Here is a 24,990-nt window from a genome sequence, read left to right as displayed (position 1 = left end):
CGCGGACATGCGCAGAGGACGCCGACTCGCGATCGACGTCGGGGACGCCCGGATCGGGGTCGCCTCGTGCGACCCCGACGGGATCCTCGCGACACCGGTGGAGACGGTCCCGGGACGTGACGTCCCGGCCGCCCACCGCCGGCTGAAGCAGCTCGTCGAGGAGTACGAGCCGATCGAGGTCGTCGTCGGTCTCCCTCGCTCCCTCAAGGGGGGCGAGGGGCCCGCCGCCGTCAAGGTCCGTGCCTTCACCCAGGAGCTCGCGCGGGGGATCGCTCCCGTACCGGTGCGGCTCGTGGACGAGCGGATGACCACGGTGACGGCCAGTCAGGGGCTGCGCGCCTCGGGCGTGAAGTCGAAGAAGGGCCGGTCGGTCATCGACCAGGCTGCCGCCGTCGTCATTCTGCAGCAGGCCCTGGAATCCGAACGGGTGTCAGGTAAATCTCCCGGCGAGGGCGTCGAAGTGGTCATGTGATCGCGATACGGTAACGTTCCGCGCGATGCGGTGGTGTTCGAACAGCCCCCGCACAGCAAAAGAGGCGGACGGGAGCCGAGCCACTTGAGCCGGCAGCTGCCGGCTCGCGGCTCGTAGGGGATCGATGACTGAGTATGGCCGGGGCCCAGGCTCCGAACCGTGGCATCCGGAGGACCCGTTGTACGGGGACAGCGGATGGGGCGGACAGGCCGCCGACGGCCGGTCCGCCTACGACGGCGGCCAGCCGCAGCACTATCCGCAGGCTCAGGCGCAGCAGGGCGACTGGGGCAACGGCGGGCAGCCGTACGACCAGGGGCAGCAGCAGTACCAGCAGCCCCAGGGCGGTCCCGTGCAGTACCAGGGCCAAGGCCAGGGCCAGCAGCAGTTCCACGGGCAGCAGCAGTACCAGGGTCAGCAGCAGTACCCCGGCCAGGGGCACCCCCCGTACGCGGATCAGGCGCAGCAGCACTACGACGGCCAGGGACAGCAGCAGTACGGCGGTCAGGGCGGGCAGCAGTACGAGGACGGCGAATGGCAGACCGGGGGTAATCCCCAGGTGTCCTACGGCGCCGACCCGACCGACCCCTACGCGGGCCAGTACACCGGCGAGCAGCCCGACTTCTACAACACTCCCGAGGCCTATCCGCCGCCCGAGCCCCCCGCGCGGCGACGTGCCGAGCCCGAGCCGAAGACGGACTGGGACCCGGGCCCCGACCAGGGCGAGCACGCCTTCTTCGCGGGCGGCGACGATGACGACGACCTCGAGGACGATGACGACCCCAAGGGTCGCCGGGGCCGCGGTGACCGCAAGGGCCGGGGCGGCGGCAAGGGCAAGAAGCGCCGCAGCGGCTGCGCGTGCCTGGTGGTCGTCGCGGTCTTCGGCGGCGGCCTCGCCGGTGTCGGCTATTTCGGCTACCACTACTACCAGAACCGTTTCGGCTCGGCGCCCGACTACGCGGGCGACGGCTCGGGCCAGGTGACGGTCGAGATCAACAAGGGCGCGGGCGGCTACGAGATCGGCCAGAAGCTCAAGGAGCTCGGGGTCGTCAAGAGCGTGGACGCTTTTGTCTCCGCCCAGCAGGAGAATCCGCAGGGTCAGAAGATCCAGGCGGGCGCCTATCTGCTGCGCAAGGGGATGTCCGCGGCGAGTGCCGTCGATTTGATGCTCGATCCCAAGAGTCAGAACAATGTCGTCGTTGCTCCCGGAAACCGGAATGCCACGGTCTATGCGGCGATCGACAAGCAGCTCGGCCTCTCCAAGGGCGCCACGAGTGGTGTCGCCAAGAAGGACTACAAGAGTCTCGGACTTCCGAGCTGGGCGAACAGCAACAACGACATAAAGGATCCGCTGGAGGGATTCCTCTGGCCCGCCACCTATCCGGCGGCCAAGGGGATGAAGCCCGAGAACGTGCTCAAGAGCATGGTCAAGCAGGCCGCGAGCAACTACGCGTCGATGGGGCTCGCCGAGAAGGCGAAGGCGATGAAGCTCGCGGACCCGTTGCAGGTCGTCACGGTCGCGAGTCTGGTGCAGGCCGAGGGCAAGACGCACGACGACTACCGGAAGATGGCCGAGGTCGTCTACAACCGTCTCAAGGCCGGAAACACCGAGACGAATCAGTTGCTCCAGTTCGACTCGACCTTCAATTATCTGAAGGGTCAGAGCAACATCCACATCAGCGAGTCCGAGATCAACAGCAACAAGGACCCGTACAACACGTACACGCAGCGGGGTCTGCCGCCCGGACCGATCGGCAATCCGGGCGTCGAAGCCCTGAATGCGACGTTCAGTCCGACGAAGGACGGCTGGATGTACTTCGTGGCGACCGACGGTCACAGCAAGACCGAATTCGCCAAGACGAACGCCGAATTCGAGAAGCTCAAGGAAAAGTTCAATGACAGCTCGGGCAACTGATGCCCGCCGGGCCGCTGTGCTCGGGTCGCCGATCGCCCACTCCCTCTCGCCGGTGCTGCACCGCGCCGCGTACCGGGAGCTGGGCCTCGCCGACTGGTCGTACGACCGCTTCGAGGTCGACGAGGAGTCGCTGACCGGGTTCTTCGACGGGCTCGGCCCCGAGTGGGCCGGGCTGTCGTTGACCATGCCGCTCAAGCGGGCCGTGATTCCGCTGCTCGACGACGTCACCGAGACGGCCGCCTCCGTCGAGGCCGTCAACACCGTCGTGTTCACCGAGGACGGGCGGCGCACCGGTGACAACACCGACATCCCGGGGATGGTCGCCGCGCTGCGCGAGCGCGGGATCGAGCAGGTCGACTCGGCCGCGATCCTCGGCGCCGGCGCCACCGCCTCCTCCGCTCTCGCCGCCCTGGCGCGGATCTGCACCGGCGAGGTCGTCGCCTACGTCCGCAGCGCGGAACGGGCCGCCGAGATGCGGCAGTGGGGCGAGCGACTCGGCGTCGGGGTGCGGACCGCCGACTGGGCGGACGCCGCCGAGGCGCTGCGGGCACCGCTGGTGATCGCCACGACCCCGGCGGGCACCACGGACGCCCTGGCCGGAGCCGTCCCGGAACGCCCGGCCACCCTCTTCGACGTGCTCTACGACCCCTGGCCCACGGACCTCGCGGCCCGCTGGTCGGCGTACGGCGGTGCCGTCGTCGGCGGGCTGGACCTGCTCGTCCACCAGGCGGTGCTGCAGGTGGAACAGATGACCGGGCGCGGCCCCGCCCCGCTCGACGCGATGCGCAAGGCCGGCGAACACGCCCTCGCCGCCCGCTAGGGCCCGGCGACAGGACGCCCCGTACGCCCTCCGGCCCGCCCTGGCACGGGGCTCGGGGTCCGCCGTGCCCCGGACGGCCGCGTCCGCCTGATGGACCTGCGGCCGGTTCCCGCCGTCGGACGTGGGAGGATCGGGGATGGCGGGCCAGGGCCGCGCACCCGGTCGCGCCGTCGCCGTACGCGAGGACGCGCGTACGCAGCAGCAGCACCAGGGCGCGAGCATGAGGAGCACCGTTGAGCAGGTTGCGCTGGCTGACCGCGGGGGAGTCCCACGGTCCCGCACTTGTGGCCACGCTGGAGGGACTTCCCGCCGGCGTGCCGATCACCACGGACATGGTGGCGGACCACCTGGCCCGGCGGCGCCTCGGCTATGGACGCGGTGCCCGGATGAAGTTCGAGCGTGACGAGGTCACCTTCCTCGGCGGTGTCCGGCACGGACTCACCCTCGGCTCCCCGATCGCCGTCATGGTCGGCAACACCGAGTGGCCCAAGTGGGAGCAGGTCATGGCGGCCGACCCGGTCGCCCCGGAGATCCTCGCCGACCTCGCCCGCAACGCCCCGCTGACCCGTCCCCGGCCCGGCCACGCCGACCTCGCCGGCATGCAGAAGTACGGCTTCGACGAGGCCCGGCCGATCCTGGAGCGTGCCTCCGCCCGCGAGACCGCGGCCCGTGTGGCACTCGGCGCGATCGCCCGCTCGTACCTCAAGGAGACGGCCGGGATCGAGATCGTGTCCCACGTCGTCGAGCTGGCCGCCGCCAAGGCGCCCTACGGCGTCCTCCCCAAGCCCTCCGACGTCGAGAAGCTCGACGCGGACCCGGTGCGCTGCCTCGACGCCGACGCGTCGAAGGCGATGGTCGCGGAGATCGACCAGGCCCACAAGGACGGCGACACCCTCGGCGGCGTCGTCGAGGTGCTCGCGTACGGCGTGCCGGTGGGCCTCGGCTCGCACGTGCACTGGGACCGGCGCCTCGACGCCCGGCTCGCGGCCGCGCTCATGGGCATCCAGGCGATCAAGGGCGTCGAGGTCGGCGACGGCTTCGACCTGGCCCGCGTGCCCGGTTCCCAGGCGCACGACGAGATCGTCCACACCGCTGACGGCATCCGGCGCTCCACCGGCCGCTCCGGCGGCACCGAGGGCGGCCTCACCACCGGCGAACTGCTGCGCGTCCGCGCCGCGATGAAGCCCATCGCCACCGTGCCGCGCGCACTGGCCACCATCGACGTCGCCACCGGCGAGGCCGCCAAGGCCCACCACCAGCGCTCCGACGTCTGTGCCGTCCCGGCCGCCGGCATCGTCGCCGAGGCCATGGTCGCGCTCGTCCTGGCCGACGCCGTCGCGGAGAAGTTCGGCGGCGACAGCGTCCCCGAGACCCGCCGCAACGTGACCGGCTACCTCGAGAACCTGGCCATCCGGTGACCGCGCCACGTCTGGTCCTCGTCGGCCCGATGGGGGTCGGCAAGTCCACGGTGGGCGCGCTCGTCGCGGAGCGGCTCGGCTGCGCCTACCGGGACACGGACGACGACATCGTCACCGCACAGGGCCGCACCATCGCGGACATCTTCGTGGACGAGGGCGAGGACGCCTTCCGCGCGATCGAGAAGCGGGCCGTGCACGAGGCGCTCGCCGGACACGACGGCGTCCTCGCGCTCGGCGGCGGCTCGATCCTCGACGAGGACACCCGCGCGCTGCTCGCCGGCCACCAGGTCGTCTACCTCTCCATGGACGTGGAGGAGGCGGTCCAGCGCACCGGCCTGAACGCGGCTCGGCCGCTGCTCGCCGTCAACCCGCGCCGGCAGTGGCGCGAGCTCATGGAAGCCCGCGGCCCCCTGTACACCGAAGTCGCCCGCGCGGTCGTGGCGACCGACGGCCGCACCCCCGATGAGGTCGCCCGAGCGGTCCTCGACGCACTGGAGTTGAAGGAAGCATGAGCGAGGCAGTGACCCGCATCCAGGTCGGTGGCACCGCGGGCACCGATCCCTACGAGGTCCTGGTCGGCCGTCAACTCCTGGGTGAACTGGGCGGGTTGATCGGCGAGAAGGCCAAGCGGGTCGCCGTGGTCCACCCCGAGGCGCTCGCCGAGACGGGAGAGGCGCTCCGCGCCGACCTCGCGGACGAGGGCTACGAGGCCGTCGCGATCCAGGTGCCGAACGCCGAGGAGGCCAAGACCGTCGAGGTCGCCGCCTACTGCTGGAAGGCGCTCGGCCAGTCCGGCTTCACCCGCACCGACGTGATCGTCGGAGTGGGTGGTGGCGCCACCACCGACCTGGCCGGCTTCGTCGCCGCCAGCTGGCTGCGAGGGGTGCGCTGGATCGCCGTCCCCACCACGGTGCTCGGCATGGTCGACGCGGCGGTCGGCGGCAAGACCGGCATCAACACCGCCGAGGGCAAGAACCTCGTCGGCGCCTTCCACCCGCCCGCCGGCGTACTGTGCGACCTGGCCGCGCTCGACTCGTTGCCGGTCAACGACTTCGTCTCCGGGCTCGCCGAGGTCATCAAGGCCGGCTTCATCGCCGACCCGGCGATCCTCGAACTCATCGAGTCGGACCCGCAGGCGGCCCGGACGCCCGCCGGCCCGCACACCGCCGAGCTGATCGAGCGCTCCATCAAGGTCAAGGCGGAGGTCGTCTCCGGCGACCTCAAGGAGTCGGGGCTGCGCGAGATCCTCAACTACGGCCACACGCTCGCGCACGCCATCGAGAAGAACGAGCGCTACAAGTGGCGGCACGGCGCGGCCGTCTCCGTCGGCATGCATTTCGCCGCCGAACTGGGCCGCCTCGCGGGCCGGTTGGACGACGCGACCGCCGACCGCCACCGCACGGTCCTGGAGTCCGTGGGTCTCCCGCTGAGCTACCGCTACGACCAGTGGCCGAAGCTCCTGGAGAACATGAAGGTCGACAAGAAGTCCCGCGGCGACCTGCTGCGCTTCATCGTCCTCGACGGACTGGCCAAGCCCACCGTCCTGGAGGGCCCCGACCCGGCCGTCCTCCTCGCGGCGTACGGCGAGGTCGCGGAGTAGGACGCGACGGCCCCGGCGCGCGTACGCACCGGGAACACCCTGCTCAACCCGTTCTGTCCCCTGGGCACTTCGCGCGTTCCCCGGCCGTTCACACAACGACGGCCGGGGAAGGTACCGTTCGGTAGCGGCGGGACCGGTGTCCCGTTCGCCAGCGCCCATTGCCTGTACGAGACGGAGTGGCACCGGATGCAGCACGCAGTGGGGGCTCCGCTGCCGCCGCCCCATCAGCCGGGGCACGGACCGGCCGCCGGCTGGTCACCGGCCGGACACCACCCGGGGCAGCCGGGTCCGGCACCTGCTCCGGGATTCGCGGGAGGACCGGTCCCTCCGGGCGCCCCTCCCGCTCAGCCCCCGCAGCACCCCATGGCGCCGCACCACGCGCCCGGGCAGCCCCCGCAGCACCCCTCCGCGCAGCCCCCGCAGCACCCCTCCGCGCAGCCCCCGCAGCACCTCCCCGGGCCGCCGCCGGAGACCACCGGTCATGTCCAGCTGCCTCCGGGCGGCCCGGTCGCCATGCCGAGCCCGCCGCCGGCCCCCGGCACCCCCGACCCGGCCGCCACCACCCTCGCGGTCCTGCTCATCGGCCCCGCGGGCGCCGGGAAGACCAGCGTCGCCAAGTATTGGGCCGACCACCGCCGTGTGCCCACCGCCCACATCAGCCTGGACGACGTACGCGAGTGGGTGCGCTCGGGCTTCGCCGACCCGCAGACAGGGTGGAACGACCACTCCGAGGCGCAGTACCGCCTGGCCCGCCGCACCTGCGGCTTCGCCGCGCGGAACTTCCTGGCCAACGGCATCTCCTGCATCCTCGACGACGCGGTCTTCCCGGACCGCCCGGTCGTCGGCCTCGGCGGCTGGAAGCGGCACGTCGGACCCGGTCTGCTGCCGGTCGTGCTGCTGCCGGGCCTGGAGATCGTCCTGGAGCGCAACGCGGAGCGCTCGGGGAACCGCCGCCTCAGTGACGAGGAGGTCGCCCGTATCCACGGCCGGATGGCCGGGTGGTACGGCTCGGGCCTGCCCATCATCGACAACTCCCAGCTCGACGTGGCCGCCACGGCCCGCGTCCTGGACGACGTCCTCGCCCGGTCGATCGCCAGCCCGCCCCAGTGGTGACGCACCGCTGAAGCCGTACGGCACCGATCGTCCCGCCCGTCACGGACCCGTCCGGCCTCCCCGGCGGACCCGTCCGGCCCTCTGGACCGGCGCCATCCGCCCGCCGCTCGTACGCTCGGTCTCATGTCAGAGGTGTACGCGACCCGCAGAGAGCGGCTCCGGGAGCGCTGTACGGCGAGCGGCAGCGCGACCGCGCTGGTGACTCGTCCCGCCAACGTGAGGTATCTCGCCGGAGCGGCCCCGCACGGCTCCGTCCTGCTGCTGCTCGGCCGCGGCGAGGACGTGCTGCTGTGCGGCGGACCGCCGACCGGTGACGCCGTCGAAGGACGCCCGGACGAGGCGGTGGACGTCAGGGTGCTGCCACGGGCCGGCGGCGATCCGGCCGTCGCCGCCGCGGGCATGGCCACAGGGCAGGGCGCCGAGTCCCTCGCCGTCGAGGAGCACCACCTGACCGTGACCCGCCACCGCGCCCTTGGCTCGGTGGCGCCCCGGCTGCGCCTCGCGGACCTGGGCGGCGCGGTCGAGCAGCTGCGCGTCATCAAGGACGAGGAGGAGATCTCCGCCCTGCGGATCGGTGCGGAGATCGCCGACCAGGCGCTCGGCGAACTCCTCGAATCCATCCTCGTCGGCCGGACGGAACGCCATCTCGCGCTGGAACTGGAGCGCAGGCTCGTCGACCACGGAGCGGACGGCCCGGCCTTCGCGACCTCGGTGGGCACCGGCCCGAACTCGGGCAGGCGGGGTCACCGGCCCACCGACCGGAGAGTGGAGGAAGGCGACTTCCTCTCCGTCTGTCTCGGCGCGACCTACCGAGGCTACCGCTGTGAGATCGGTCGTACGTTCGTGATCGGCACCTCGCCCGCCGACTGGCAGATCGAGCTGTACGACCTCGTCTTCGCCGCTCAGCGCGCCGGACGGGAGGCGCTCCTGCCGGGCGCCGCCTACCGCGACGTGGACCGTGCGGCCCGTCAGGTGCTGGACTCCGCGGGGCACACGGAAGGCGTCTCGTCCCTCACCGGGCACGGTGTCGGGCTCGAAATCGACGAGGACCCGCAGCTTGCCCCCGCGGCCATGGGTAAACTGGACGCTTGCGTGCCGGTCACCGTCGAACCGGGGGTCCACCTCCCGGGACGGGGCGGTGTCCGGATCGATGACACGCTCGTCGTACGCCCTGAGGCGGACGGCGGACCCGAGCTACTCACCATCACGACCAAGGAGCTGCTCGCGCTCTAGCTCACCGAGCTGTGCGCCTGCGCCGGGGTCGTCCACGTCAGTCCAGGAGATTCCGCAACCGTGGCTTCCACGAACGACCTCAAGAACGGCCTGGTGCTCAAGCTCGACGGAGGCCAGCTCTGGTCCGTCGTCGAGTTCCAGCACGTCAAGCCCGGCAAGGGCCCGGCCTTCGTGCGCACCAAGCTGAAGAACGTGCTCTCCGGCAAGGTCGTCGACAAGACGTTCAACGCCGGCGTCAAGGTCGAGACGGCCACGATCGACAAGCGCGACATGCAGTTCTCGTACATGGACGGCGAGTACTTCGTCTTCATGGACATGGACACGTACGACCAGCTCATGGTCGACCGCAAGTCCGTCGGTGACGCCGCCAACTTCCTGATCGAGGGCTTCACCGCCACCGTCGCCCAGCACGAGGGCGAGGTGCTCTTCGTCGAGCTGCCCGCCGCCGTCGAGCTGGTCATCCAGGAGACCGAGCCGGGCGTCCAGGGCGACCGCTCCACGGGTGGCACCAAGCCCGCCACCCTGGAGACCGGTCACCAGATCCAGGTCCCGCTCTTCATCACCACCGGTGAGAAGATCAAGGTCGACACCCGCTCGAGCGACTACCTCGGCCGGGTGAACAGCTAACCGTGGCTGCCCGCAACACGGCCCGCAAGCGCGCCTTCCAGATCCTCTTCGAGGGCGACCAGCGCGGCGTGGACGTCCTGACAGTCCTCGCGGACTGGATCCGGCACTCCCGGTCCGACACCCGGCAGCCGCCGGTCAGCGAGTACACGATGCAGCTGGTCGAGGGGTACGCCACCAAGGTGCGCCGGATCGACGACCTCATCGCGCAGTACGCCGTCGGCTGGACGCTGGACCGGATGCCGGTCGTCGACCGCAACATCCTGCGTCTCGGCGCCTACGAGCTGATCTGGGTCGACGAGACCCCTGACGCCGTGGTGCTCGACGAGTCGGTGCAGCTGGCCAAGGAGTTCTCCACGGACGAGTCGCCCTCGTTCGTGAACGGCCTGCTCGGCCGTTTCAAGGAGCTGAAGCCGTCGCTGCGCCGCGACGAGGACTAGACGACGGACGCGTACGGCCCGCAGGGGACGTAGGCATCGCCGGAGGGCCCGCAGCCGACCGCTGCGGGCCCTCCGGCGTTCCTCCCGGGGTCCGGGCGCCCGGGGCGCTCTCCGGCCCCTCATGGTGCCTCTGGTGCTCCTGAGGCCCCTGAGAGCGCAGAAAGCCGCCGGGGTGGCCGGAACCTGATGGTTCCGGCCACCCCGGCGGCACGTTTCTGCTGGGCTGTACTGCGGGATCAGCCCTCGTCGTGAGCGACCGCGCGGCGCGCGTCGGCGTCCAGGACGCCCCAGCTGATCAGCTGCTCGGTCAGGACCGAGGGGGACTGGTCGTAGATGACGGCGAGCGTGCGCAGGTCGTCCTGGCGGATCGACAGCACCTTGCCGTTGTAGTCACCGCGCTGCGACTGGATCGTCGCCGCGTAGCGCTGGAGGGGGCCCGCCTTCTCGGCCGGCACGTGGGCCAGCCGCTCCAGGTCGAGGACCAGCTTCGGCGGCGGCTCGGCGGCACCGCCGGGCGTGGTGCCGGGCAGCAGCTCCTGCACCGGGACCCCGTAGAAATCGGCCAGCTCGGCGAGGCGCTGGACGGTCACGGCGCGGTCGCCGCGCTCGTACGAACCGACCACGACGGCCTTCCAGCGTCCCTGGGACTTCTCCTCGACGCCGTGGAGGGAAAGGCCCTGCTGGGTGCGGATGGCACGGAGCTTGGCCCCGAGCTGTTTGGCGTATTCGCTGGACATATAGCTCCCCGGACGCTGTATCAACGTGCGGCTCCGCCGCGCGGCTGGTGACTCTGGTGACTCACTGTGAGGTTACGCAGCGTTACTCTCCCCCGTCAAGCGGAAGGGGTCGGACCCGGTCCCCGCACGGGGGTCGGCGGGGGGTGGCTCAAAGGGGGGTGATCAGGCGCGTTGCCGGGCTGGTACCGTGGATGGCGCAATTCCGACGTCCTTTAATGATCCGTCCCGTGAGGCGGAGAAGGAGGTCCGTTTCCTATGGACTCAGAGCAGGACAAGCAGCAGTACGAAGCCGATGCGCGGCCCGTTCTGGAGGCGCCCGACATCGCCCGGGTGCTGACCCGCATCGCCCACGAGATCGTCGAGCGCGCCAAGGGCGCCGACGACGTCGTGCTCCTCGGCATCCCGACCCGGGGCGTGTATCTCGCCCGTCGGCTGGCCGACAAGCTCGAAGAGATCACCGACCGCAAGATCCCTGTCGGCTCCCTCGACATCACGATGTACCGCGACGACCTGCGCATGCACCCGCCGCGTGCGCTGGCCCGCACCGAGATCCCCGGTGACGGCATCGACGGTCGCCTCGTCGTCCTCGTCGACGACGTGCTCTTCTCCGGCCGCACCATCCGCGCCGCGCTCGACGCGCTGAACGACATCGGCCGCCCGCGCGCCGTGCAGCTCGCGGTCCTGGTCGACCGGGGCCACCGCGAACTGCCCATCCGCGCCGACTACGTCGGCAAGAACCTCCCCACGTCGTTGCGGGAGACGGTCAAGGTCCAGCTCGCCGAGGAGGACGGTCGCGACACCGTGCTGCTCGGTGCCAAGCGGACCGCCCCGGACGCGCAGCGGTAGCACTCCGGCCCACGCCGCCGAGTGCGCTCCCGCGCGCCCGCATGCCCGAATCCTCCCTGAACTTCCCTACGGAGCCTGACAGATGCAGCGTCATCTCATCTCGGCCGCCGACCTCACCCGCGACGACGCCGTCCTGATCCTCGACACCGCCGAGGAGATGGCCCGGGTCGCCGACCGGCCGATCAAGAAACTGCCGACCCTGCGCGGCCGGACCGTCGTCAACCTCTTCTTCGAGGACTCGACCCGGACCCGGATCTCCTTCGAGGCCGCCGAGAAGCGCCTCTCCGCCGACGTCATCAACTTCACCGCCAAGGGGTCGAGCGTCTCCAAGGGCGAGTCCCTCAAGGACACCGCCCAGACCCTGGAGGCCATGGGGGTCGACGCCGTCGTCATCCGGCACGGCGCCTCCGGAGCCCCGTACCGGCTCGCCACCTCCGGCTGGATCGACGCCGCCGTGATCAACGCGGGCGACGGCACCCACCAGCACCCCACGCAGGCCCTGCTCGACGCCTTCACCATGCGCCGCCGGCTGGTCGGCCGGGACGCCGGGATCGGCCAGGACCTGGCCGGCCGGCGCATCACGATCGTCGGCGACGTCCTGCACAGCCGGGTCGCCCGCTCGAACGTCGACCTGCTGCACACCCTCGGCGCCGAGGTCACCCTCGTCGCGCCGCCCACGCTGGTCCCGGTCGGCGTCGAGTCCTGGCCCTGCGAGATCTCCTACGACCTCGACAGCACGCTCTCCAAGTCCGACGCGGTGATGATGCTCCGCGTCCAGCGCGAGCGGATGAACGCCGCGTTCTTCCCGACCGAGCGCGAGTACTCGCGGCGCTACGGCCTCGACGGCGAGCGCATGGCGAAGATGCCCGAGCACGCCATCGTGATGCACCCCGGGCCGATGGTCCGCGGCATGGAGATCACCGCCGAGGTCGCCGACTCCGACCGCTGCACCGTCGTCGAGCAGGTCGCCAACGGCGTCTCCATCCGCATGGCCGTGCTCTACCTGCTGCTGGGCGGCAACGAGCCCGCCGTCACCCACACCCGTACCGAGGAGAAGTAAGAACCATGAGCAAGATCCTTATCCGTGGTGCGAAGGTGCTCGGCGGCGAGCCGCAGGACGTCCTCATCGACGGCGACACGATCGCCGCGGTCGGCACCGGACTGTCGGCGGAGGGCGCCGAGGTCGTCGAGGCCGACGGCAAGGTGCTCCTGCCGGGCCTGGTCGACCTGCACACCCACCTGCGCGAGCCCGGCCGCGAGGACTCCGAGACCGTGCTCACCGGCACGCGCGCGGCGGCCAGTGGCGGCTTCACGGCCGTGTTCGCCATGGCCAACACCTTCCCCGTCGCCGACACCGCCGGCGTCGTCGAGCAGGTCTACCGGCTCGGCCAGCAGCACGGCTACTGCGACGTGCAGCCGATCGGCGCCGTCACCGTCGGCCTGGAGGGCAAGAAACTCGCCGAGCTGGGCGCCATGCACGAGTCCGCCGCCGGCGTCACGGTCTTCTCCGACGACGGCAAGTGCGTGGACGACGCGGTGATCATGCGCCGCGCCCTGGAGTACGTGAAGGCCTTCGGCGGCGTCGTCGCCCAGCACGCCCAGGAGCCCCGCCTCACCGAGGGCGCCCAGATGAACGAGGGCGTCGTCTCCGCCGAGCTGGGTCTCGGCGGCTGGCCCGCGGTGGCCGAGGAGTCGATCATCGCCCGCGACGTCCTGCTCGCCGAGCACGTCGGATCCCGCGTCCACATCTGCCACCTGTCGACCGCCGGCTCCGTCGAGATCATCCGCTGGGCCAAGTCCCGCGGCATCGACGTCACCGCCGAGGTCACCCCGCACCACCTGCTGCTCACCGACGAGCTGGCGCGCACCTACAACCCGGTCTACAAGGTCAACCCGCCGCTGCGCACCGAGAAGGACGTCATGGCGCTCCGCGAGGCGCTCGCCGACGGCACCATCGACATCGTCGCCACCGACCACGCGCCGCACCCGCACGAGGACAAGGACTGCGAGTGGGCCGCCGCCGCCATGGGCATGGTCGGCCTGGAGACCGCGCTGTCCGTCGTCCAGCAGACGATGGTCGAGACCGGCCTGCTCGACTGGGCCGGCGTCGCCGACCGCATGTCCGCCAAGCCCGCGCTGATCGGCGGGGCCACCGGCCACGGACGCCCCGTCTCGGAGGGTGAGCCCGCCAACCTCACGCTGGTCGACACCGCATACCGTGGGGACGTGGACCCCGCGGGCTTCGCCTCGCGCAGCCGCAACACCCCCTACGAGGGCCGCGAGCTGCCGGGCAGGGTCACCCACACCTGGCTGCGGGGCAAGGCCACCCTCGTCGACGGGAAGCTCGCGTGACACCTCTCCTCCCCCTGGCCGCCGAACAGAAGTCGGCGGAAGTGACCGACTGGGCCGCCCGCATCGGCTGGCTCGTCGGCATCGTCCTCTTCATCGCGCTCGTCTACTGGCTGATGCGCGAGGGCTGGAAGTGGCGCGGCACCCTCCAGGGCGACCTGCCCGAGCTCCCCACCGCGCCGGAAGACACCGGCCCGGTGAGACTGAACATGAGCGGCCGCTATCACGGCTCCACCACCGCCGGGCAGTGGCTCGACCGGATCGTGGCGCACGGCCTCGGCACCCGCAGCCGGGCCGAGCTCACGCTGACGGACGCGGGACTGGACGTCGTACGCCCCGGTGCGAGCGACTTCTTCGTCCCGGCCTCGCAACTGCGCGAGGCCCGGCTCGACAAGGGCATCGCGGGCAAGGTCCTCACCGAGGGCGGACTGCTCGTCGTCACCTGGCAGCACGGCGACCGGCTGCTCGACTCCGGCTTCCGCTCGGACCGGGCGGACGAGCACGCGGCCTGGGTCGAGACCCTGAACACCATGATCGACACGACGGAAACGGAAGGCGCACGATGACGACCTCCACCCAGGGGAACGCCTCGCAGAGGAAAAAGGCGCTTCCCGCCGTACTCGTCCTGGAGGACGGCCGGGTCTTCCGCGGCCGCGCCTACGGGGCCGTGGGGGAGACCTTCGGCGAAGCGGTGTTCTCCACCGGCATGACCGGCTACCAGGAGACCCTCACCGACCCGTCCTACCACCGGCAGGTCGTCGTGATGACGGCCCCGCACGTCGGCAACACCGGCGTGAACGACGAGGACCCCGAGTCGAAGCGGATCTGGGTCGCCGGCTACGTCGTCCGCGACCCCGCCCGCGTCCCCTCCAACTGGCGCTCCCGCCGCTCCCTCGACGAGGAACTGCGCACGCAGGGCGTCGTCGGCATCAGCGGTGTCGACACCCGCGCCCTGACCCGCCACCTCCGCGAGCGCGGGGCCATGCGCGTCGGCATCTTCTCCGGCAACGCGCTGCCCGACGAGGGCACCATGCTGGCCGAGGTCCGCCAGGCGCCCGAGATGAAGGGCGCGAACCTCGCCGCCGAGGTCGCGACCAAGGAGGCGTACGTCGTCCCCGCGATCGGTGAGAAGAAGTTCACCGTCGCCGCCGTCGACCTCGGCATCAAGGGCATGACCCCGCACCGGATGGCCGAGCGCGGCATCGAGGTGCACGTGCTGCCCGCGACGGCCACCGCCGAGGACGTCTACGCCGTGAACCCGGACGGCGTCTTCTTCTCCAACGGTCCCGGCGACCCGGCCACGGCCGACGGCCCGGTCGCGGTGATGCAGGAAGTGCTCGCCCGCAAGACCCCGCTCTTCGGCATCTGCTTCGGCAACCAGATCCTCGGCCGCGCCCTCGGCTTCGGCACCTACAAGCTGAAGTACGGCCACCGCGGCATCAACCAGCCGGTGCAGGACCGTACGACCAACAAGGTCGAGGTCACCGCTCACAACCACGGCTTCGCCGTCGACGCCCCGCTCGACAAGGTCTCCGAGACCCCCTACGGCCGCGCCGAGGTCTCCCACGTCTGCCTCAACGACAACGTGGTGGAGGGCCTCCAGCTGCTCGACCAGCCGGCCTTCAGCGTGCAGTACCACCCCGAAGCGGCGGCAGGACCGCACGACGCCGCCTACCTGTTCGACCGCTTCACGTCTTTGATGGAAACAGTCCTGATGGAGGGCCAGCGTGCCTAAGCGCACCGATATCCAGTCCGTCCTGGTCATCGGCTCCGGCCCGATCGTCATCGGCCAGGCCGCCGAGTTCGACTACTCCGGCACCCAGGCGTGCCGCGTCCTGCGGGCGGAGGGCCTGCGGGTCATCCTCGTCAACTCCAACCCCGCGACGATCATGACCGACCCGGAGATCGCCGACGCCACGTACGTCGAGCCGATCACCCCCGAGTTCGTCGAGAAGATCATCGCCAAGGAGCGCCCCGACGTCCTGCTGCCGACCCTCGGCGGCCAGACGGCCCTCAACACCGCGATCTCCATGCACGAGCAGGGTGTGCTGGAGAAGTACGGCGTCGAGCTGATCGGCGCCAACGTCGAGGCCATCAACAAGGGCGAGGACCGCGACCTCTTCAAGGGAGTCGTCGAGGCCGTCCGCGAGAAGATCGGCCACGGCGAGTCCGCCCAGTCCGTGATCTGCCACACCATGGACGACGTGATCGCGGGCGTGGACACGCTCGGCGGCTACCCCGTCGTCGTCCGCCCCTCCTTCACCATGGGCGGCGCCGGCTCCGGCTTCGCCCACGACGAGGAGGAGCTGCGCCGCATCGCCGGCCAGGGCCTGACGCTCTCCCCGACCACCGAGGTGCTCCTGGAGGAGTCCATCCTCGGCTGGAAGGAGTACGAGCTGGAGCTGATGCGCGACAAGAACGACAACGTCGTGGTCGTCTGCTCCATCGAGAACTTCGACCCCATGGGCGTCCACACCGGTGACTCGATCACCGTCGCCCCGGCGATGACGCTCACGGACCGCGAGTACCAGCGGCTGCGTGACATCGGCATCGCGATCATCCGCGAGGTCGGTGTCGACACCGGCGGCTGCAACATCCAGTTCGCGGTCAACCCCGAGGACGGCCGCATCATCGTCATCGAGATGAACCCGCGCGTCTCGCGGTCCTCGGCGCTCGCCTCCAAGGCCACCGGCTTCCCGATCGCCAAGATCGCCGCCAAGCTGGCCGTCGGCTACACGCTCGACGAGATCCCGAACGACATCACCGAGAAGACCCCGGCGTCCTTCGAGCCGACCCTCGACTACGTCGTCGTGAAGGCCCCGCGCTTCGCCTTCGAGAAGTTCCCGTCCGCCGACTCCACCCTCACGACCACCATGAAGTCGGTCGGCGAGGCCATGGCGATCGGCCGCAACTTCACCGAGGCGCTCCAGAAGGCGCTGCGCTCGCTGGAGAAGAAGGGCAGCCAGTTCACCTTCGTCGGCGAGCCCGGCGACAAGGCCGAGCTGCTGCGGGAGGCCGTCCGGCCCACCGACGGCCGCATCAACTCCGTCATGCAGGCCATCCGTGCCGGTGCCACGCCCGAGGAGGTCTTCGAGTCCACGAAGATCGACCCCTGGTTCGTCGACCAGATGTTCCTGATCAAGGAGATCGCGGACGAGCTGGCCGCCGCCGACAAGCTCGACCCCGAGCTGCTCGCCGAGGCCAAGCGGCACGGCTTCTCCGACACCCAGATCGCCGAGATCCGAGGACTGCGCGAGGACGTCGTGCGCGAGGTCCGGCACGCCCTCGGTGTGCGCCCGGTCTTCAAGACGGTCGACACCTGCGCCGCCGAGTTCGCCGCGAAGACGCCGTACTTCTACTCCTCCTACGACGAGGAGAGCGAGGTCGCGCCGCGCGAGAAGCCCGCCGTGATCATCCTGGGCTCCGGGCCCAACCGCATCGGCCAGGGCATCGAGTTCGACTACTCCTGCGTCCACGCCTCCTTCGCGCTCAGCGAGGCGGGCTACGAGACCGTGATGGTCAACTGCAACCCCGAGACCGTCTCCACGGACTACGACACCTCCGACCGCCTGTACTTCGAGCCGCTGACGCTCGAGGACGTGCTGGAGATCGTGCACGCCGAGACGCTGGCCGGGCCCGTCGCCGGTGTGATCGTGCAGCTCGGCGGCCAGACCCCGCTCGGCCTCGCGCAGGCACTCAAGGACAACGGCGTGCCGGTCGTGGGCACCTCGCCCGAGGCGATCCACGCCGCCGAGGACCGCGGCGCCTTCGGCCAGGTCCTCGCGGAGGCGGGCCTGCCCGCCCCCAAGCACGGCACCGCCACCACCTTCACCCAGGCCAAGGCCATCGCCGACGAGATCGGCTACCCCGTCCTCGTCCGCCCCTCGTACGTCCTCGGCGGCCGGGGCATGGAGATCGTGTACGACGAGACGCGGCTCTCCTCGTACATCGCCGAGTCGACCGAGATCAGCCCCTCCCGGCCGGTCCTCGTCGACCGGTTCCTCGACGACGCGATCGAGATCGACGTCGACGCGCTGTACGACGGCGAGGAGCTCTACCTCGGCGGCGTCATGGAGCACATCGAGGAGGCCGGCATCCACTCCGGCGACTCGGCGTGCGCGCTCCCTCCGATCACCCTCGGCGGGTTCGACATCAAGCGGCTGCGCGCCTCGACGGAGGCCATCGCCAAGGGTGTCGGCGTCCGCGGCCTGATCAACATCCAGTTCGCGATGGCCGGTGACATCCTCTACGTCCTGGAGGCCAACCCGCGCGCCTCGCGCACCGTCCCCTTCACCTCGAAGGCGACCGCGGTGCCGCTCGCGAAGGCCGCCGCCCGTATCTCGCTGGGCGCGACCGTCGCCGAACTGCGCGCCGAGGGCCTGCTCCCGGCCGAGGGCGACGGCGGCACCCTGCCGCTCGACGCGCCGATCTCCGTCAAGGAGGCCGTCATGCCGTGGTCGCGCTTCCGCGACATCCACGGCCGCGGCGTGGACACGGTGCTCGGCCCGGAGATGCGCTCCACCGGTGAAGTCATGGGCATCGACTCGGTGTTCGGCACCGCGTACGCCAAGTCCCAGGCGGGTGCCTACGGTCCGCTGCCGACCAAGGGCCGCGCGTTCATCTCGGTCGCCAACCGCGACAAGCGCTCGATGATCTTCCCGGCACGTGAACTCGTCGCCCACGGCTTCGAGTTGCTCGCGACCTCCGGCACGGCCGAGGTGCTCAAGCGCAACGGCATCAACGCCGTCGTCGTGCGCAAGCAGAGCGAGGGCACCGGCCCGAACGGCGAGAAGACCATCGTCCAGCTCATCCACGACGGCGAGGTCGACCTCATCGTCAACACGCCGTACGGCACCGGCGGCCGCCTCGACGGCTACGAGATCCGGACCGCGGCCGTGGCCCGGGCCGTCCCGTGCCTGACGACGGTGCAGGCGCTCGCCGCCGCCGTCCAGGGCATCGACGCGCTCAACCACGGAGACGTGGGCGTGCGCTCACTCCAGGAACACGCCGAGCATCTGACCGCCGCGCGCGACTAGCAGCCCAGAGGGGGACACCGGAGACGGTGTCCCCCTCTTCATGAGGCCCCTATCCCGCCTGAGGCCCGTACCGGGCTCTTCCGAGGACACGATCATGTACAAGCTCTTCTTCAACCTCGTCTTCAAGCGGATGGACCCGGAGCAGGCACACCACCTCGCCTTCCGCTGGATCCGGCTCACCGCCCGCGTCCCCGTCCTGCGCACCTTCGTCGCCGCCGCGCTCGCCCCCCGCCACAAAGAACTGCGCACCGAGGCGTTCGGACTGCGCATGCACGGCCCCTTCGGACTCGCCGCCGGGTTCGACAAGAACGCCGTGGCCATCGACGGCATGGCGATGCTCGGCTTCGACCACATCGAGATCGGCACGGTCACCGGGGAGCCGCAGCCCGGCAACCCCAAGAAGAGGCTGTTCCGCCTCGTCCCGGACCGCGCGCTGATCAACCGCATGGGCTTCAACAACGAGGGCTCCGCGGCCGTCTCCGAGCGCCTGGCGGCCCGCACGCCCGTCTTCAGGACCGTCGTCGGCGTCAACATCGGCAAGACCAAGGTGGTTCCCGAGGCGGAGGCCGTCGGCGACTACGTGAAGTCGACCGAGCGGCTCGCCCGGCACGCCGACTACCTCGTCGTGAACGTCTCCTCCCCGAACACGCCCGGCCTGCGCAACCTCCAGGCCACCGAGGCGCTCCGCCCGCTGCTGAGCGCGGTCCGCGAGGCCGCGGACCGCGCGGTCACCGGCCGGCGCGTCCCGCTCCTCGTCAAGATCGCGCCCGACCTCGCCGACGAGGACGTCGACGCGGTCGCCGACCTCGCCGTGGAACTCGGCCTCGACGGGATCATCGCGACGAACACCACCATCGCGCGCGAGGGACTCGGCCTGTCGTCCGACCCGGCCCTGGTGGGGGAGACCGGCGGGCTGTCGGGCGCACCGCTCAAGGCGCGCTCGCTGGAGGTGCTGCGCCGCCTCTACGCGCGCGTGGGCGACCGCATCACCCTGGTGGGCGTCGGCGGCGTCGAGAACGCCGAGGACGCCTGGCAGCGCATCCTGGCCGGCGCCACGCTCGTCCAGGGTTACAGCGCCTTCATCTACGAGGGGCCCTTCTGGGGCCGCGCCCTCCACAAGGGGCTCGCCGCCCGTCTGCGGACGAGCCCGTACGCCACCCTCGCCGACGCGGTCGGCGCCGACGTGAGGAAGTCCGTATGAGCCTGGAACCCTTCGGCGCCCGCCTGCGCCGCGCCATGGACGAGCGGGGCCCGCTGTGCGTGGGCATCGACCCGCACGCCTCCCTGCTCGCCGACTGGGGCCTGGCCGACGACATCGCCGGCCTGGAGCGCTTCAGCCGCACGGTCGTCGAGGCGCTGGCCGACCGGGTCGCCGTCCTGAAGCCGCAGAGCGCCTTCTTCGAGCGGTTCGGCTCGCGCGGGATCGCCGTCCTGGAGAAGTCGGTCGAGGAGGCCCGCGCGGCAGGGGCACTGGTCGTGATGGACGCCAAGCGCGGCGACATCGGCTCGACCATGGCCGCGTACGCCGAGACCTTCCTGCGCAAGGACGCGCCCCTCTTCTCGGACGCGCTGACCGTGTCGCCGTTCCTCGGGTACGGCTCGCTGCTGCCCGCGGTCGAGCTGGCGCGCGAGAGCGGGGCCGGGCTCTTCGTCCTCGCGCTCACCTCCAACCCGGAGGGCGGCGAGGTCCAGCACGCCCTGCGCGAGGACGGCCGGAACGTCGGGGCGACGATGCTGGCGCACCTGGCCGTCGAGAACGCGGGCGAGGCGCCGCTCGGCTCCTTCGGCGCGGTCGTCGGCGCCACGCTGGGCGATCTGTCCTCCTACGACCTCGACATCAACGGCCCGCTCCTCGCGCCCGGCATCGGCGCCCAGGGAGCGACGGCGGCCGATCTGGCGGGCGTCTTCGGGCCCGCGGTGCGCAACGTCGTCCCGAACGTGAGCCGGGGCGTCCTGCGGTTCGGTCCCGACGTGGTCGCGCTGCGCTCCTCCGCGGACCGCTTCGCGGAGGAGATCAGGGCCGCCGTGACGGCCGTCTGAGCCCTTCGCGGCGCTCCGGAACAGCCCCGGCGACGGTCTTCCGGGCGCCCCGAGTCTGAATACATTCTCAAATCCGGGGCGTTATGTCGGAAATGTCGGGCTCCAGGGAGGCTGACCAGGACTTTTCCGCTGTTCTCGCTGACTCTGGCGCACTTGCCCGCTAGTCTCCGTCGAGAGAACGGGCAAGCGTGTTGCTCGTACCTCCCCAGGTGTGGGGCGAACAGGTTCCTCACCGGTCCGTATCCGACAGTTCGACATCCGAGGTGACGTAGGCGTGGCTCTTCCGCCCCTTACCCCTGAACAGCGCGCAGCCGCGCTCGAAAAGGCCGCCGCGGCTCGCCGGGAGCGGGCCGAGGTCAAGAATCGACTCAAGCACTCCGGTGCTTCTCTCCACGAGGTCATCAAGCAGGGCCAGGAGAACGACGTCGTCGGCAAGATGAAGGTCTCCGCCCTTCTGGAGTCCCTGCCGGGCGTGGGCAAGGTCCGCGCCAAGCAGATCATGGAGCGACTCGGGATCTCCGAGAGCCGCCGGGTTCGCGGTCTCGGCTCGAACCAGATCGCCTCTTTGGAGCGCGAGTTCGGCGGTTCCGGCGCCTGAGTCCTGGGCACCCCGGGATTGCTGGAATAATCGCTGCATGAGTGAACGTCCGCGGCTGACCGTGCTCTCCGGCCCCTCAGGGGTCGGCAAGAGCACGGTCGTCGCTCATATGCGCAAGGAACACCCCGAGGTCTGGCTCTCGGTGTCGGCGACGACCCGCAGGCCCCGCCCCGGTGAGAAGCACGGGGTGCACTACTTCTTCGTCTCCGACGAGGAGATGGACAAGCTGATCGCCAACGGCGAGCTGCTGGAGTGGGCCGAGTTCGCGGGCAACCGCTACGGAACCCCGCGTGCCGCCGTCCTGGAGCACCTGGAGTCGGGTGTGCCCGTCCTCCTGGAGATCGACCTCCAGGGCGCGCGCCAGGTCCGTGAGTCGATGCCGGAGGCGCTGCTCGTCTTCCTGGCCCCGCCCTCCTGGGAGGAGCTGGTGCGCAGGCTCACCGGTCGTGGCACCGAATCCCCCGAGGTGATCGAGCGTCGCCTCGCGGCGGCGAAGATCGAACTGGCGGCCGAGCCGGAGTTCGATGTCACCCTGGTCAACACCTCCGTCGAGGACGTGGCGCGTGAGCTGCTAGCCTTGGTGGAAGTTGTTTGATCTTTCAGGTCTTTTTCCACCTTTCGGAAGGCAGAGCGTGTCCTCTTCCATCACCGCTCCCGAGGGCATCATCAACCCTCCGATCGACGAGCTTCTCGAGGCCACCGACTCGAAGTACAGCCTGGTGATCTACGCGGCCAAGCGTGCCCGCCAGATCAACGCGTACTACTCGCAGCTCGGCGAGGGCCTCCTCGAGTACGTCGGTCCGCTCGTCGACACCCACGTCCACGAGAAGCCGCTGTCGATCGCCCTGCGCGAGATCAACGCGGGACTGCTGACGTCCGAGGCCGTCGAGGGCCCCGCCCAGTAGTCGTTCACATCCTCATCCCAGGCCCGGCGGCGCGACCGCCGGGCCTGTGGTGTGTCATGGAGTCGTACGTTTCCTAGTGCGGGGAGAGACGGTGGACAAGCCGAGGGTCGTCCTGGGGGTCAGCGGTGGCATCGCCGCGTACAAGGCCTGTGAGCTGCTGCGACGGCTGACCGAGTCGGGTCACGACGTACGGGTCGTGCCCACCGCGTCCGCCCTGCACTTCGTCGGCGCCGCCACCTGGTCCGCCCTCTCGGGCCACCCCGTCTCCACCGAGGTCTGGTCGGACGTCCACGAGGTCCCGCACGTACGCATCGGGCAGCACGCCGACCTGGTGGTGGTGGCCCCCGCGACGGCGGACATGCTGGCCAAGGCCGCCCACGGCCTCGCCGACGACCTGCTCACCAACACCCTGCTCACCGCCCGCTGCCCGGTCGTCTTCGCGCCCGCCATGCACACCGAGATGTGGGAGCACCCGGCCACTCAGGAGAACGTGGCGACCCTGCGGCGCCGTGGAGCCGTCGTCGTCGAGCCCGCCGTCGGCCGCCTGACCGGCGTCGACACCGGCAAGGGACGGCTCCCCGACCCGGGGGAGATCTTCGAGGTCTGCCGCCGCGTCCTCGCCCGCGGTGTCACCGAGCCGGATCTCGCCGGACGGCACGTCGTCGTCAGCGCCGGCGGCACCCGCGAGCCCCTCGACCCCGTCCGCTTCCTGGGCAACCGCTCCTCCGGCAAGCAGGGGTACGCCCTGGCCCGCACCGCCGCCGCGCGGGGCGCCCGCGTCACCCTGATCGCCGCGAACACCGGCCTCCCGGATCCGGCCGGCGTCGACGTGATCCGGGTCGGGACCGCCGTGCAGCTGCGGGAGGCCGTGCTCAAGGCGGCCCCCGACGCCGACGCCGTGGTGATGGCCGCCGCGGTGGCGGACTTCCGCCCCCAGACGTACGCGGCCGGAAAGATCAAGAAGAAGGACGGCCGGGAGCCGGAGCCGATCGTGCTCGTCCGTAATCCGGACATCCTCGCGGAGATCTCCGCCGAACGGGCGCGCCCCGGCCAGGTGGTCGTCGGCTTCGCGGCGGAGACGGACGACGTCCTCGCCAACGGACGGACGAAGCTGGCACGCAAGGGCTGCGATCTGCTGGTGGTGAACGAGGTCGGCGAGAGTCGCACGTTCGGCTCCGAGGAGAACGAGGCCGTGGTGCTCGGGGCCGACGGAAGCGAGACGCCGGTGGCCCACGGACCCAAGGAAGCGCTGGCCGACACGGTCTGGGACCTCGTGACACGCCGACTGGGGTGAATGTCTCATCCACCCCTCCGGAAGCCGCGAAGCCCGCGAAATCGGGCGTGGCGACCCTGGCGGACCCCCCTGGCCATGGCGCAGAATGCCCGTGCCGCAGGTCACAGGCTTCCCGAGAGGCGAGACAGGCGTCCGGCGGCTGAGCGCGACCGATAAACTGTTCTCGGACGACGCCGGGCGCAGCCCCCAGCCCGTCCACCCATGATCAGCCAGCAGCCGCTGCAACCACAGGGAGCGTTGTGTCCCGTCGCCTGTTCACCTCGGAGTCCGTGACCGAGGGTCACCCCGACAAGATCGCTGACCAGATCAGCGACACCATTCTCGACGCGCTTCTGCGAGAGGACCCGACGTCCCGGGTCGCCGTGGAGACGCTCATCACGACCGGCCTGGTGCATGTGGCCGGAGAGGTCACGACCAAGGCCTACGCGCCGATCGCGCAGCTCGTCCGGGACAAGATCCTGGAGATCGGCTACGACTCGTCGAAGAAGGGCTTCGACGGAGCGTCCTGTGGCGTGTCGGTGTCGATCGGCTCGCAGTCCCCGGACATCGCGCAGGGTGTCGACACGGCGTACGAGTCCCGTGTCGAAGGTGATGAGGATGAGCTGGACAAGCAGGGTGCGGGCGACCAGGGCCTGATGTTCGGGTACGCGACGGACGAGACCCCGAACCTGATGCCGCTCCCGATCCACCTCGCGCACAAGCTCTCGCGCCGGCTGTCCGAGGTCCGCAAGAACGGGACCATCCCGTACCTGCGCCCCGACGGCAAGACCCAGGTCACCATCGAGTACGACGGCGACAAGGCGGTCCGTCTGGACACCGTCGTCGTCTCCTCGCAGCACGCGTCGGACATCGACCTGGAGTCGCTGCTCGCCCCCGACATCCGCGAGTTCGTGGTGGAGCCGGAGCTGAAGGCCCTCCTCGACGACGGCATCAAGCTGGAGACCGAGGGCTACCGCCTCCTGGTGAACCCGACCGGCCGCTTCGAGATCGGCGGCCCGATGGGCGACGCCGGCCTCACCGGCCGCAAGATCATCATCGACACGTACGGCGGCATGGCCCGCCACGGCGGCGGCGCGTTCTCCGGCAAGGACCCGTCCAAGGTCGACCGCTCCGCCGCGTACGCGATGCGCTGGGTCGCGAAGAACGTCGTCGCCGCGGGTCTCGCGTCGCGCTGCGAGGTCCAGGTGGCGTACGCCATCGGCAAGGCCGAGCCGGTCGGTCTGTTCGTCGAGACCTTCGGCACCGCCAAGGTCGACGCGGAGAAGATCGAGACCGCCATCTCCGAGGTCTTCGACCTCCGCCCGGCGGCCATCATCCGTGACCTCGACCTGCTCCGCCCGATCTACTCCCAGACCGCCGCCTACGGCCACTTCGGCCGTGAGCTGCCGGACTTCACCTGGGAGCGGACGGACCGGGTGGACGCGCTCCGCAAGGCCGCGGGCCTGTAGTCCCGCCGCAACCGACTGAGCCGTGAGGCCCGGCACCCCGGTGCTTCTTCGTGCCGACGAACATGACCGTGCCGCCGTGGGCGACGGTCTCCTTGACGAACTCGT

24 protein-coding genes are annotated in these 24,990 nt (G+C 70.7%); 23 read left to right on the top strand and 1 reads right to left on the bottom strand.

Going from position 1 to position 24,990, the window contains the following annotated elements; all coding sequences use genetic code 11:
• The first annotated feature begins 7 nt into the window (after positions 1-7).
• The 10 genes from ruvX (at position 8) to nusB (ending at position 9,632) form a co-directional block, all read left to right on the top strand.
• Entirely contained in the window at positions 8-472 is a 465-nt protein-coding gene (ruvX, locus tag AB0C62_RS19565) for a Holliday junction resolvase RuvX (protein WP_164369973.1), read from the top strand.
• 124 nt (positions 473-596) lie between these two features.
• A complete protein-coding gene (gene mltG, locus AB0C62_RS19560) occupies positions 597-2,384 on the top strand; it encodes an endolytic transglycosylase MltG (protein ID WP_362974745.1) in 1,788 nt (595 codons plus the stop codon).
• Positions 2,365-3,204 (top strand): shikimate dehydrogenase, encoded by an 840-nt coding sequence (locus tag AB0C62_RS19555; protein WP_362974743.1) that lies wholly within the window; start codon positions 2,365-2,367, stop codon positions 3,202-3,204. Before mltG ends, AB0C62_RS19555 begins: the two co-directional genes overlap by 20 nt.
• A 233-nt stretch (positions 3,205-3,437) precedes the next feature.
• Positions 3,438-4,622: a chorismate synthase gene (aroC, locus tag AB0C62_RS19550; RefSeq protein WP_164369976.1), complete on the top strand. Its 1,185-nt coding sequence runs from the start codon at positions 3,438-3,440 to the stop codon at positions 4,620-4,622.
• A gap of 29 nt (positions 4,623-4,651) precedes the next feature.
• The gene (locus AB0C62_RS19545; RefSeq protein ID WP_362974932.1) at positions 4,652-5,134 is read left to right on the top strand and encodes a shikimate kinase; all 483 of its coding nucleotides are present in this window, start codon (positions 4,652-4,654) and stop codon (positions 5,132-5,134) included.
• Complete coding sequence (gene aroB / locus AB0C62_RS19540; protein WP_362974741.1) at positions 5,131-6,222, top strand: 3-dehydroquinate synthase; 1,092 nt, start codon at positions 5,131-5,133, stop codon at positions 6,220-6,222. The genes AB0C62_RS19545 and aroB overlap by 4 nt, the downstream gene beginning before the upstream one ends.
• 186 nt (positions 6,223-6,408) lie before the next feature.
• Positions 6,409-7,335 carry a Pro-rich N-terminal domain-containing protein gene (locus AB0C62_RS19535; protein ID WP_362974739.1) on the top strand — a complete coding sequence of 309 codons (927 nt, stop codon included), beginning with the start codon at positions 6,409-6,411 and terminating at the stop codon, positions 7,333-7,335.
• A gap of 123 nt (positions 7,336-7,458) precedes the next feature.
• The gene (locus AB0C62_RS19530; RefSeq protein WP_362974737.1) at positions 7,459-8,568 is read left to right on the top strand and encodes an aminopeptidase P family protein; all 1,110 of its coding nucleotides are present in this window, start codon (positions 7,459-7,461) and stop codon (positions 8,566-8,568) included.
• Between the two features lie 60 nt (positions 8,569-8,628).
• Complete coding sequence (efp, locus tag AB0C62_RS19525; RefSeq protein ID WP_081223344.1) at positions 8,629-9,195, top strand: elongation factor P; 567 nt, start codon at positions 8,629-8,631, stop codon at positions 9,193-9,195.
• Between the two features lie 2 nt (positions 9,196-9,197).
• A complete protein-coding gene (gene nusB, locus AB0C62_RS19520) occupies positions 9,198-9,632 on the top strand; it encodes a transcription antitermination factor NusB (protein WP_362974735.1) in 435 nt (144 codons plus the stop codon).
• 236 nt (positions 9,633-9,868) lie between these two features.
• Here nusB and bldD read toward each other — a convergent pair whose 3' ends face one another.
• Positions 9,869-10,369 carry a transcriptional regulator BldD gene (gene bldD / locus AB0C62_RS19515; RefSeq protein ID WP_037621142.1) on the bottom strand — a complete coding sequence of 167 codons (501 nt, stop codon included), beginning with the start codon at positions 10,367-10,369 and terminating at the stop codon, positions 9,869-9,871.
• A 255-nt stretch (positions 10,370-10,624) separates the two neighbouring features.
• Here bldD and pyrR point away from each other — a divergent pair, with 255 nt between their 5' ends.
• From pyrR to metK, 13 genes are all read left to right on the top strand, one after another.
• Complete coding sequence (pyrR, locus tag AB0C62_RS19510; RefSeq protein ID WP_362974733.1) at positions 10,625-11,215, top strand: bifunctional pyr operon transcriptional regulator/uracil phosphoribosyltransferase PyrR; 591 nt, start codon at positions 10,625-10,627, stop codon at positions 11,213-11,215.
• An 82-nt stretch (positions 11,216-11,297) separates the two neighbouring features.
• Positions 11,298-12,275 (top strand): aspartate carbamoyltransferase catalytic subunit, encoded by a 978-nt coding sequence (locus tag AB0C62_RS19505; protein WP_081223341.1) that lies wholly within the window; start codon positions 11,298-11,300, stop codon positions 12,273-12,275.
• 5 nt (positions 12,276-12,280) lie between these two features.
• Complete coding sequence (locus AB0C62_RS19500; RefSeq protein ID WP_362974731.1) at positions 12,281-13,567, top strand: dihydroorotase; 1,287 nt, start codon at positions 12,281-12,283, stop codon at positions 13,565-13,567.
• Positions 13,564-14,130 carry a hypothetical protein gene (locus tag AB0C62_RS19495; protein ID WP_362974729.1) on the top strand — a complete coding sequence of 189 codons (567 nt, stop codon included), beginning with the start codon at positions 13,564-13,566 and terminating at the stop codon, positions 14,128-14,130. Before AB0C62_RS19500 ends, AB0C62_RS19495 begins: the two co-directional genes overlap by 4 nt.
• Positions 14,127-15,299, top strand: a complete 1,173-nt coding sequence (gene carA, locus AB0C62_RS19490) for a glutamine-hydrolyzing carbamoyl-phosphate synthase small subunit (protein WP_362974727.1) — start codon at positions 14,127-14,129, stop codon at positions 15,297-15,299. The genes AB0C62_RS19495 and carA overlap by 4 nt, the downstream gene beginning before the upstream one ends.
• Positions 15,292-18,600, top strand: coding sequence for a carbamoyl-phosphate synthase large subunit (gene carB / locus AB0C62_RS19485; protein ID WP_362974725.1), 3,309 nt, complete (start codon positions 15,292-15,294; stop codon positions 18,598-18,600). The genes carA and carB overlap by 8 nt, the downstream gene beginning before the upstream one ends.
• A gap of 94 nt (positions 18,601-18,694) precedes the next feature.
• Positions 18,695-19,801 (top strand): quinone-dependent dihydroorotate dehydrogenase, encoded by a 1,107-nt coding sequence (locus AB0C62_RS19480; protein WP_362974723.1) that lies wholly within the window; start codon positions 18,695-18,697, stop codon positions 19,799-19,801.
• Entirely contained in the window at positions 19,798-20,640 is an 843-nt protein-coding gene (pyrF, locus tag AB0C62_RS19475) for an orotidine-5'-phosphate decarboxylase (RefSeq protein WP_362974721.1), read from the top strand. The genes AB0C62_RS19480 and pyrF overlap by 4 nt, the downstream gene beginning before the upstream one ends.
• 274 nt (positions 20,641-20,914) lie before the next feature.
• Positions 20,915-21,238, top strand: a complete 324-nt coding sequence (locus AB0C62_RS19470) for an integration host factor (protein WP_081223334.1) — start codon at positions 20,915-20,917, stop codon at positions 21,236-21,238.
• 37 nt (positions 21,239-21,275) lie between these two features.
• Entirely contained in the window at positions 21,276-21,833 is a 558-nt protein-coding gene (gmk, locus tag AB0C62_RS19465; RefSeq protein WP_362974719.1) for a guanylate kinase, read from the top strand.
• Positions 21,834-21,870: 37 nt separating this feature from the next.
• Positions 21,871-22,143 (top strand): DNA-directed RNA polymerase subunit omega, encoded by a 273-nt coding sequence (gene rpoZ / locus AB0C62_RS19460; protein ID WP_003982715.1) that lies wholly within the window; start codon positions 21,871-21,873, stop codon positions 22,141-22,143.
• 91 nt (positions 22,144-22,234) lie between these two features.
• A complete protein-coding gene (gene coaBC, locus AB0C62_RS19455) occupies positions 22,235-23,437 on the top strand; it encodes a bifunctional phosphopantothenoylcysteine decarboxylase/phosphopantothenate--cysteine ligase CoaBC (protein WP_362974717.1) in 1,203 nt (400 codons plus the stop codon).
• Between the two features lie 239 nt (positions 23,438-23,676).
• Positions 23,677-24,885 carry a methionine adenosyltransferase gene (gene metK / locus AB0C62_RS19450; RefSeq protein WP_164369988.1) on the top strand — a complete coding sequence of 403 codons (1,209 nt, stop codon included), beginning with the start codon at positions 23,677-23,679 and terminating at the stop codon, positions 24,883-24,885.
• Positions 24,886-24,990: the final 105 nt, after the last annotated feature.

Origin of the sequence: Streptomyces sp. NPDC048643, from assembly GCF_040650615.1 — a bacterium.
Classification (GTDB): domain Bacteria; phylum Actinomycetota; class Actinomycetes; order Streptomycetales; family Streptomycetaceae; genus Streptomyces.
The sequence above is the reverse complement of the archived record's forward strand: the minus strand, read 5'-3'. Positions and strand labels throughout refer to the sequence as shown.

Bases quoted from the DNA above. Each gene is read 5' to 3' on its own strand.
- ruvX (WP_164369973.1), top strand. From the start codon at position 8: ATGCGCAGAGGACGCCGACTCGCGATCGACGTCGGGGACGCCCGGATC.
- mltG (WP_362974745.1), top strand. From the start codon at position 597: ATGACTGAGTATGGCCGGGGCCCAGGCTCCGAACCGTGGCATCCGGAG.
- AB0C62_RS19555 (WP_362974743.1), top strand. From the start codon at position 2,365: ATGACAGCTCGGGCAACTGATGCCCGCCGGGCCGCTGTGCTCGGGTCG.
- AB0C62_RS19545 (WP_362974932.1), top strand. From the start codon at position 4,652: ATGGGGGTCGGCAAGTCCACGGTGGGCGCGCTCGTCGCGGAGCGGCTC.
- aroB (WP_362974741.1), top strand. From the start codon at position 5,131: ATGAGCGAGGCAGTGACCCGCATCCAGGTCGGTGGCACCGCGGGCACC.
- AB0C62_RS19535 (WP_362974739.1), top strand. From the start codon at position 6,409: ATGCAGCACGCAGTGGGGGCTCCGCTGCCGCCGCCCCATCAGCCGGGG.
- AB0C62_RS19530 (WP_362974737.1), top strand. From the start codon at position 7,459: ATGTCAGAGGTGTACGCGACCCGCAGAGAGCGGCTCCGGGAGCGCTGT.
- bldD (WP_037621142.1), bottom strand. From the start codon at position 10,369: ATGTCCAGCGAATACGCCAAACAGCTCGGGGCCAAGCTCCGTGCCATC.
- pyrR (WP_362974733.1), top strand. From the start codon at position 10,625: ATGGACTCAGAGCAGGACAAGCAGCAGTACGAAGCCGATGCGCGGCCC.
- AB0C62_RS19505 (WP_081223341.1), top strand. From the start codon at position 11,298: ATGCAGCGTCATCTCATCTCGGCCGCCGACCTCACCCGCGACGACGCC.
- AB0C62_RS19500 (WP_362974731.1), top strand. From the start codon at position 12,281: ATGAGCAAGATCCTTATCCGTGGTGCGAAGGTGCTCGGCGGCGAGCCG.
- carA (WP_362974727.1), top strand. From the start codon at position 14,127: ATGACGACCTCCACCCAGGGGAACGCCTCGCAGAGGAAAAAGGCGCTT.
- AB0C62_RS19480 (WP_362974723.1), top strand. From the start codon at position 18,695: ATGTACAAGCTCTTCTTCAACCTCGTCTTCAAGCGGATGGACCCGGAG.
- pyrF (WP_362974721.1), top strand. From the start codon at position 19,798: ATGAGCCTGGAACCCTTCGGCGCCCGCCTGCGCCGCGCCATGGACGAG.
- gmk (WP_362974719.1), top strand. From the start codon at position 21,276: ATGAGTGAACGTCCGCGGCTGACCGTGCTCTCCGGCCCCTCAGGGGTC.